This is a genomic window from Atopococcus tabaci DSM 17538 (genome assembly GCF_000429585.1).
Lineage (GTDB): Bacteria > Bacillota > Bacilli > Lactobacillales > Carnobacteriaceae_A > Atopococcus > Atopococcus tabaci.
Window position 1 is genome coordinate 1 of sequence record NZ_AUCD01000100.1, and the last position, 5,457, is coordinate 5,457.

General features: G+C 45.9%; 8 protein-coding genes and 1 pseudogene. 5 read left to right on the forward strand and 4 right to left on the reverse strand.

What is annotated here, in order from left to right; all coding sequences use genetic code 11:
* On the forward strand, positions 1-293 hold a 293-nt coding region (gene tnpA / locus G470_RS0111110; protein WP_028274862.1), incomplete at its 5' end, for an IS200/IS605 family transposase.
* Between the two features lie 295 nt (positions 294-588).
* Here tnpA and G470_RS13505 read toward each other — a convergent pair.
* Genes G470_RS13505 through G470_RS0111130 form a run of 4 tightly spaced genes read right to left on the reverse strand, consistent with a single transcriptional unit; the run spans position 589 to position 2,955 of the window.
* Positions 589-996, reverse strand: coding sequence for an HAD family hydrolase (locus tag G470_RS13505; RefSeq protein ID WP_051258563.1), 408 nt, complete (start codon positions 994-996; stop codon positions 589-591).
* Positions 984-1,166, reverse strand: a complete 183-nt coding sequence (locus G470_RS0111120) for a hypothetical protein (protein WP_028274863.1) — start codon at positions 1,164-1,166, stop codon at positions 984-986. The genes G470_RS13505 and G470_RS0111120 overlap by 13 nt, the downstream gene beginning before the upstream one ends.
* Positions 1,167-1,185: 19 nt before the next feature.
* Entirely contained in the window at positions 1,186-1,878 is a 693-nt protein-coding gene (locus tag G470_RS0111125; protein WP_028274864.1) for an NAD(P)H-dependent oxidoreductase, read from the reverse strand.
* 36 nt (positions 1,879-1,914) lie between these two features.
* On the reverse strand, positions 1,915-2,955 hold the full coding sequence (locus tag G470_RS0111130) for a DUF7309 domain-containing protein (protein ID WP_035445632.1): 1,041 nt from the start codon (positions 2,953-2,955) through the stop codon (positions 1,915-1,917).
* A 177-nt stretch (positions 2,956-3,132) separates the two neighbouring features.
* Between G470_RS0111130 and dhaK the strand changes: the two genes are divergently transcribed.
* From dhaK to G470_RS0111150, 4 genes and pseudogenes are all read left to right on the forward strand, one after another.
* Positions 3,133-4,125 carry a dihydroxyacetone kinase subunit DhaK gene (gene dhaK, locus G470_RS0111135; RefSeq protein ID WP_028274866.1) on the forward strand — a complete coding sequence of 331 codons (993 nt, stop codon included), beginning with the start codon at positions 3,133-3,135 and terminating at the stop codon, positions 4,123-4,125.
* Between the two features lie 26 nt (positions 4,126-4,151).
* Positions 4,152-4,739: a dihydroxyacetone kinase subunit DhaL gene (gene dhaL, locus G470_RS0111140; RefSeq protein WP_028274867.1), complete on the forward strand. Its 588-nt coding sequence runs from the start codon at positions 4,152-4,154 to the stop codon at positions 4,737-4,739.
* On the forward strand, positions 4,732-5,109 hold the full coding sequence (gene dhaM / locus G470_RS0111145; RefSeq protein ID WP_028274868.1) for a dihydroxyacetone kinase phosphoryl donor subunit DhaM: 378 nt from the start codon (positions 4,732-4,734) through the stop codon (positions 5,107-5,109). Before dhaL ends, dhaM begins: the two co-directional genes overlap by 8 nt.
* Positions 5,110-5,243: 134 nt before the next feature.
* Positions 5,244-5,457: pseudogene (locus tag G470_RS0111150) on the forward strand (ISL3 family transposase); the annotation flags it as partial.

Genomic DNA, 5,457 nt, shown 5'->3' on the forward strand with positions numbered 1-5,457 from the left:
AAACCGAAATCGAATCTATATCTAATCGTTATGGTTGGCAAATTATCGAGCAAGAAATAGACCAAGACCATATTCATATTTTGATTCGTTATTCTCCGAAATGGAGTATTCTTGAAATCGTTAGATTATTGAAGCAACTTACAACCTATCGAATATGGCAAAAGCATAACGAATATCTTTCTCAATATTTTTGGAAAGAAAGAACCTTTTGGAGTGATGGATATTTTTCTTGTAGTATTGGAAATGTAAGCAAAGAGATTATCCAAAAATATATTCAAGAACAAGGTCATTAGGGCTTATATCCCCTAGCCTAAAGGCATAGGGGTTTTACGCCCATACATCTATAAAAACAAGGGAATGGTCATGAAGTTGACCCCTATGATTAGTGCAATAATGAAAATCATCAGCGCCATGCGGTACCGTTTCCTATCCACTTTCTACCCTTCTTCCTTTTGTACGACTGGGAAACGATCACTTTCTTTCCTTTATTTTACCATGGGCAACGTATTTACACTCTTATAATGACTCTCTTCAAACGAAAAAATACCCGCAGAACTCCTATGTTCTGCGGGTGTTTGTATCTCTGGATTAAGAGTAGCTCTTCAACAAGTCTTCAAATTCAGTGATGACTTTTTCTTGGTATTCTCCAGCGTATTCTTTGTTCAAGAAACGTGTGACGCCTTCTTCAGAAAGACGGATCCAAGATTTCTCTTCGTTTCCGAACAAGATTGGGTAGTACAATACGTCGTTTACTTGAGCAGCTTTCAAGTCGCCAGGTGCATCGCCGACCATCAAAACTTCGTCGTTTGCAAAGCCGTATGTTTTCAACTGTTCGATTGCAGCTGCTTTTGTTCCAGTTTCTTGTCCGTAAACAACATCTACGTGCTCCAACAAACCGTGGCGTTCCCACTCGCTGTAAAGTGCTTCGCTGTTTGCGGAGATGACGATGGCTACGTTAGAATATATTCCTGAGCATTCCGGTTCTATTCGTTCCAACTCCTTGGGCTCCACAATGTCCCATCCAACTCGCCTTTCATTTGTTCAATTCGTTCGTATTGCTCTTGAATCAGTTTCTTGGCAGCCAAAATCAATGCTTTTTGTTGATAATCCCGGCTGTCTTCAAACAATTTGTCCAATTGTTCATAAATCCACTCTTGTTCTTCCACGGCACTTCCTCCCGCCTCTTTACATGTTGTCCAGCAGCATTTCCAGCTCATCCAACGTCAAGCGGTTGTCTTCAATGGTGGACAGAACTTCCTCCAACACCAGGTCGCCCGTAGCCCCCAGTAGATTCCGGTCTGTCTGTTCCAACTGTTCGACGATCCACTCTTCCCGCGCCTTCAAGCTGTCACTTTTGTCTCCTGTCAGCATTTGCTGATAGCGGATCAACAATGCCATCTTCTCGTGTTCTTTCATATACGGGAACTGGAAAATAACCAGCGGCTTGAGGTATTCCATGCCGGTTTTCCGGGCAATCGCTTGAAACGGGGTGGTCAAGGCACTGATGGCGAAGCCTTCTCTGCCGCCCGCTTGGTATTCTTTTTCCGGCACCCCCACCACCAGGATCAGTCCGAATTCTTTTCCGCTTAACCTGTGCGTTCGTTTTCCGTACGCAAAACCTTCCAGCAACACTTCATCCTGCCATCGTTTCAACATCGGCGGCGAACTGTACCAGTAAAAGGGAAATTGAAACAAAATCCGGTCGTGCGCCGCCAGCAGCTGCTGCTCCTTCTCCACGTCAATCGGTTGGGACGCTGAATAGGTCCCTTCCAAATGGTGGATGGTTACATCTTCTGTTTGCGGCACTGAACTCAACAAGTACTGTTGGCTGCCGGAATCGTCGATTTCAGGATGAGAAATGATAACCAACGTTTTCACCGTATCACACTCCTTCTTCTGTTTTGTACGAGCAATTTATGATTCATCCGAGGACAAATCATCCAATCGTTCTTTAATGGAAGCAATCACGGGCAGTTCCTCTACCACTACCAGACGGATGCCCAACTCGTGGAGCAGTTCCCAAAAATACGCCGTGATGAACGGTTCTTTCACGGAAGAAACCATCATCTCCGAAGGGCGGACATGGGCAGACAAGAACAGCTGAACCAGCTTCCGTTGCAGCTCTTCAATCTCGTCTTCTTTCACCACATCTGTTTCCAAGATGGTGTGTTCAACAGGATCGACCACCATCCAGATGCTTGGGAAAAAAGCCCACTCCTCTTCGTTTTCGAGCACAACCGGCACTTCCACTTCGTCCAAGTCCATTTCCCACACTCGCTGTTTCCACGGGACTTGCTTCACCCGCATCATCTCAAACTCGGATACCAACACCGGCTGCCGGCCGATGATGTCCGGTGACAATCCCTGCAACACTTCTTCGGGAACATCAAACAAGCCGTCTTCCATCGAACCGTCTGCTTTGTATTCACGCAGCAAAAATTGAAAATCTTCGTCTTCATCTTCGTAAAAATGGCGTTTGGACCGGAAGTCTTCGGCCGTTTCCAACACTTTTTCCAATACTTCCGCCAGCCACTCCATCTCTTCTTCCACAGGCGTTTTAGGATAATACCTCGGTTGAAAAGAGGTAAAAACCGGCCAGGCTTTCCTCCCCCTGAACGTCACTCCGCTTGCTTTCACCCGTTCGTACTCTTCTTTCGTCAGTGTTTCCCTGTCTTCATAATGAACGGCCAGGCAGCTTTGAAGAAGCAGCAAACGAAACGAATTCCATTCATCTGCGTAAGCCAGCGTTTCAAACAAATAAGCCAATTCTTTCAAGTTACGGTAAATCAACAATCCAACGTTTCCTTCCCCTTTTCCTAAAAACGAGACAAAAATCGGTTCCTCGTTTTCCGGCAGCTGAATCGCCAGCATGTCCGTGTCCCAATATTCTTCCCAGAACTTCTCTTCGTGAATCTTTTTCACCAGCGAAAAAAGCTTGGTTTCTCTTTCTTCCATTCCACTCACCACCATTCCGAAAACGTGCTTCTTTCTGCGTTCTCATACCCTATCATACACTAAAAAAGACCAAATTTCTTTCCCGTTCCATCTCTCATGGAAAAAGTTTTCATTTGTCCTTTCTCGAGATAACGTTTACAATAGAGATGCAGAACCCAATATGAAAGGAAGGTTTGTATGAAAAAAATCATCAATCACCCAGATCATGTTGTCGACGAAATGCTGAACGGTTTGACTTTTGCCTACGATTCCCTGGTGGAACGACTCCCTGATACGATGGTCATCCATCGAAAAGCGGATAAAAACGGAAAAGTTGGATTGGTCAGCGGCGGCGGAAGCGGTCATGAGCCGTCTCACGCTGGTTTTGTTGGAAAAGGCATGCTTTCTGCTGCGGCTGCCGGCCAGGTCTTTACTTCCCCTACTCCAGACCAAGTATTGGAAGCCATCAAGGCCAGCGACGAAGGCAGCGGAGTCTTCCTTATCATTAAAAACTATACGGGGGACGTCATGAACTTTGAGATGGCCAAAGACATGGCAGAATTAGAAGACATTGAAGTGGATTACATCGTAGTGGACGACGACATTGCGGTGGAAGACAGTACCTACACAGCCGGTAAACGCGGCATCGCCGGCACCGTATTAGTCCATAAGATTTTAGGCGCCGCGGCGGAAGAAGGAAAATCCCTGCAGGAAATCAAAGAATTGGCCGAAAAACTCATTCCGAATATCAAATCCATCGGGGTCGCCTTGAGCCCGGCAACCAATCCGGAAGTCGGAAACCCAGGATTTGAAATCGGAGACGATGAAATTGAATTCGGTGTGGGTATCCACGGAGAACCCGGCTACCGACGTGAAAAGCTGCAGCCGTCCAAAGATTTGGCGGCAGAACTGGTGCAGCAGTTGAAGAAAGCCTTCAATTGGTCCAAAGGCGATGAATACGCCGTATTGGTCAACGGGATGGGCGCCACACCTTTGATGGAACAATTTGTTTTCATGAACGACGTGAAAAAACTATTGGTGGACGATGAAGGATTGAACTTAACTTTCCGTAAAGTCGGCGACTATATGACGTCGATTGATATGGAAGGACTCTCTTTGACTCTTGTGAAACTGGAAGATCCAACATGGCTGGATTACTTGAACGCTCCAGTCGAAACAATATCTTGGTAACTACCAACGAATGAGGAGGTTGTTGAATGGCTACACCAGAAAAAGTCAGTCACTGGATTGAAGCATTTGGACAAAAAATCACTGATAACAAAGCCTATTTAAACGAATTGGACACTGCTATCGGCGATGGAGACCACGGCAGCAACTTAACCCGCGGAGCGGCCGCTATAAAAGAAAAAATGTTAGAAACAGAATACGACAATCTCTCCGACCTGTTCAAAGACGTCGGAATGACCTTGGTCAGCAAAGTGGGCGGCGCCTCGGGTCCTCTTTACGGAACAGCGTTTATCGAAATGGCCAAAACCGCTAAAAACAGCCAAGACATCAACGAGCTGCTGCAAGCGGGATTGGACGGCATTCAAAAACGCGGAAAAGCGGAAGCGGGCGAAAAAACGATGGTGGATGAGTGGATTCCGGTCATCGAAGCGGTGAAATCCGGCAGCTTGTCCAACGAGTTGATCGCAGAAAGCCTTCAAAAAACGAAAGACATGAAAGCCACAAAAGGGCGGGCTTCCTACCTGGGCGAACGTTCCATCGGCCACATCGATCCGGGAGCTCAGTCCAGCGCGTACCTCTTTGAGACAATGTTGGAAGCAGGTGTATTAGATGAGTAGAAGCCACGGTATTCTTCTGGTAACGCACGTTGAGGAAGTGGCCGACGGATTGGCCAAACTCTTGGGACAAGTTGCCGGAGATGTGACGATCAAAACCGCCGGCGGAACGGAAGACAGCGATGTCGGCACCAGTTTTGATAAGATTTCCGCTGCTTTAGACACCTTCGAGGAAGACAACATTTTGGCCTTTTATGATTTAGGCAGTGCCAAGATGAATCTAGAAATGGCGATGGAGTCTTCAGATAAAGACATCACCTTGTATGACACCGCATTTGTTGAAGGGGCTTATACAGCTGCCTCCCTTCTTCAAACCGATGTAGGAGTGGACATGATCAATGAGCAATTGGAACCATTAAAAGTAAAAGAATAAAAAAAGAAGGGTTCTATAATATTTGGTGTTGGTGAATCAAAATGATTCGCTGATACCTTTTTTGTATTTAAAATGCAAAAAGGTCAGTGAACCCCTATAATTAAGTTACCTTACAAAACGATAGGAGGATTCACATGACCCAACTTCATTTTACAAAAGAATTACTTGGAATGAAAGAGGAAAACATTCAGTTAGACAATCAGACAGTCACATATCACAAGAAACGCGGTGTAGAGCACATAGTCCTCCACGGAACGTTGACCTATCACCCTAACGGGTGCCCGACCTGCGGGGTGAAAAATGAGTCATCGAAAGACATCATCAAACATGGGACCAAATCGTCTGATA

Excerpts from the sequence above, each read along its gene's own strand:
- G470_RS0111130 (WP_035445632.1), bottom strand. The coding sequence starts at position 2,955 with ATGGAAGAAAGAGAAACCAAGCTTTTTTCGCTGGTGAAAAAGATTCAC.
- dhaK (WP_028274866.1), top strand. The coding sequence starts at position 3,133 with ATGAAAAAAATCATCAATCACCCAGATCATGTTGTCGACGAAATGCTG.
- dhaL (WP_028274867.1), top strand. The coding sequence starts at position 4,152 with ATGGCTACACCAGAAAAAGTCAGTCACTGGATTGAAGCATTTGGACAA.
- dhaM (WP_028274868.1), top strand. The coding sequence starts at position 4,732 with ATGAGTAGAAGCCACGGTATTCTTCTGGTAACGCACGTTGAGGAAGTG.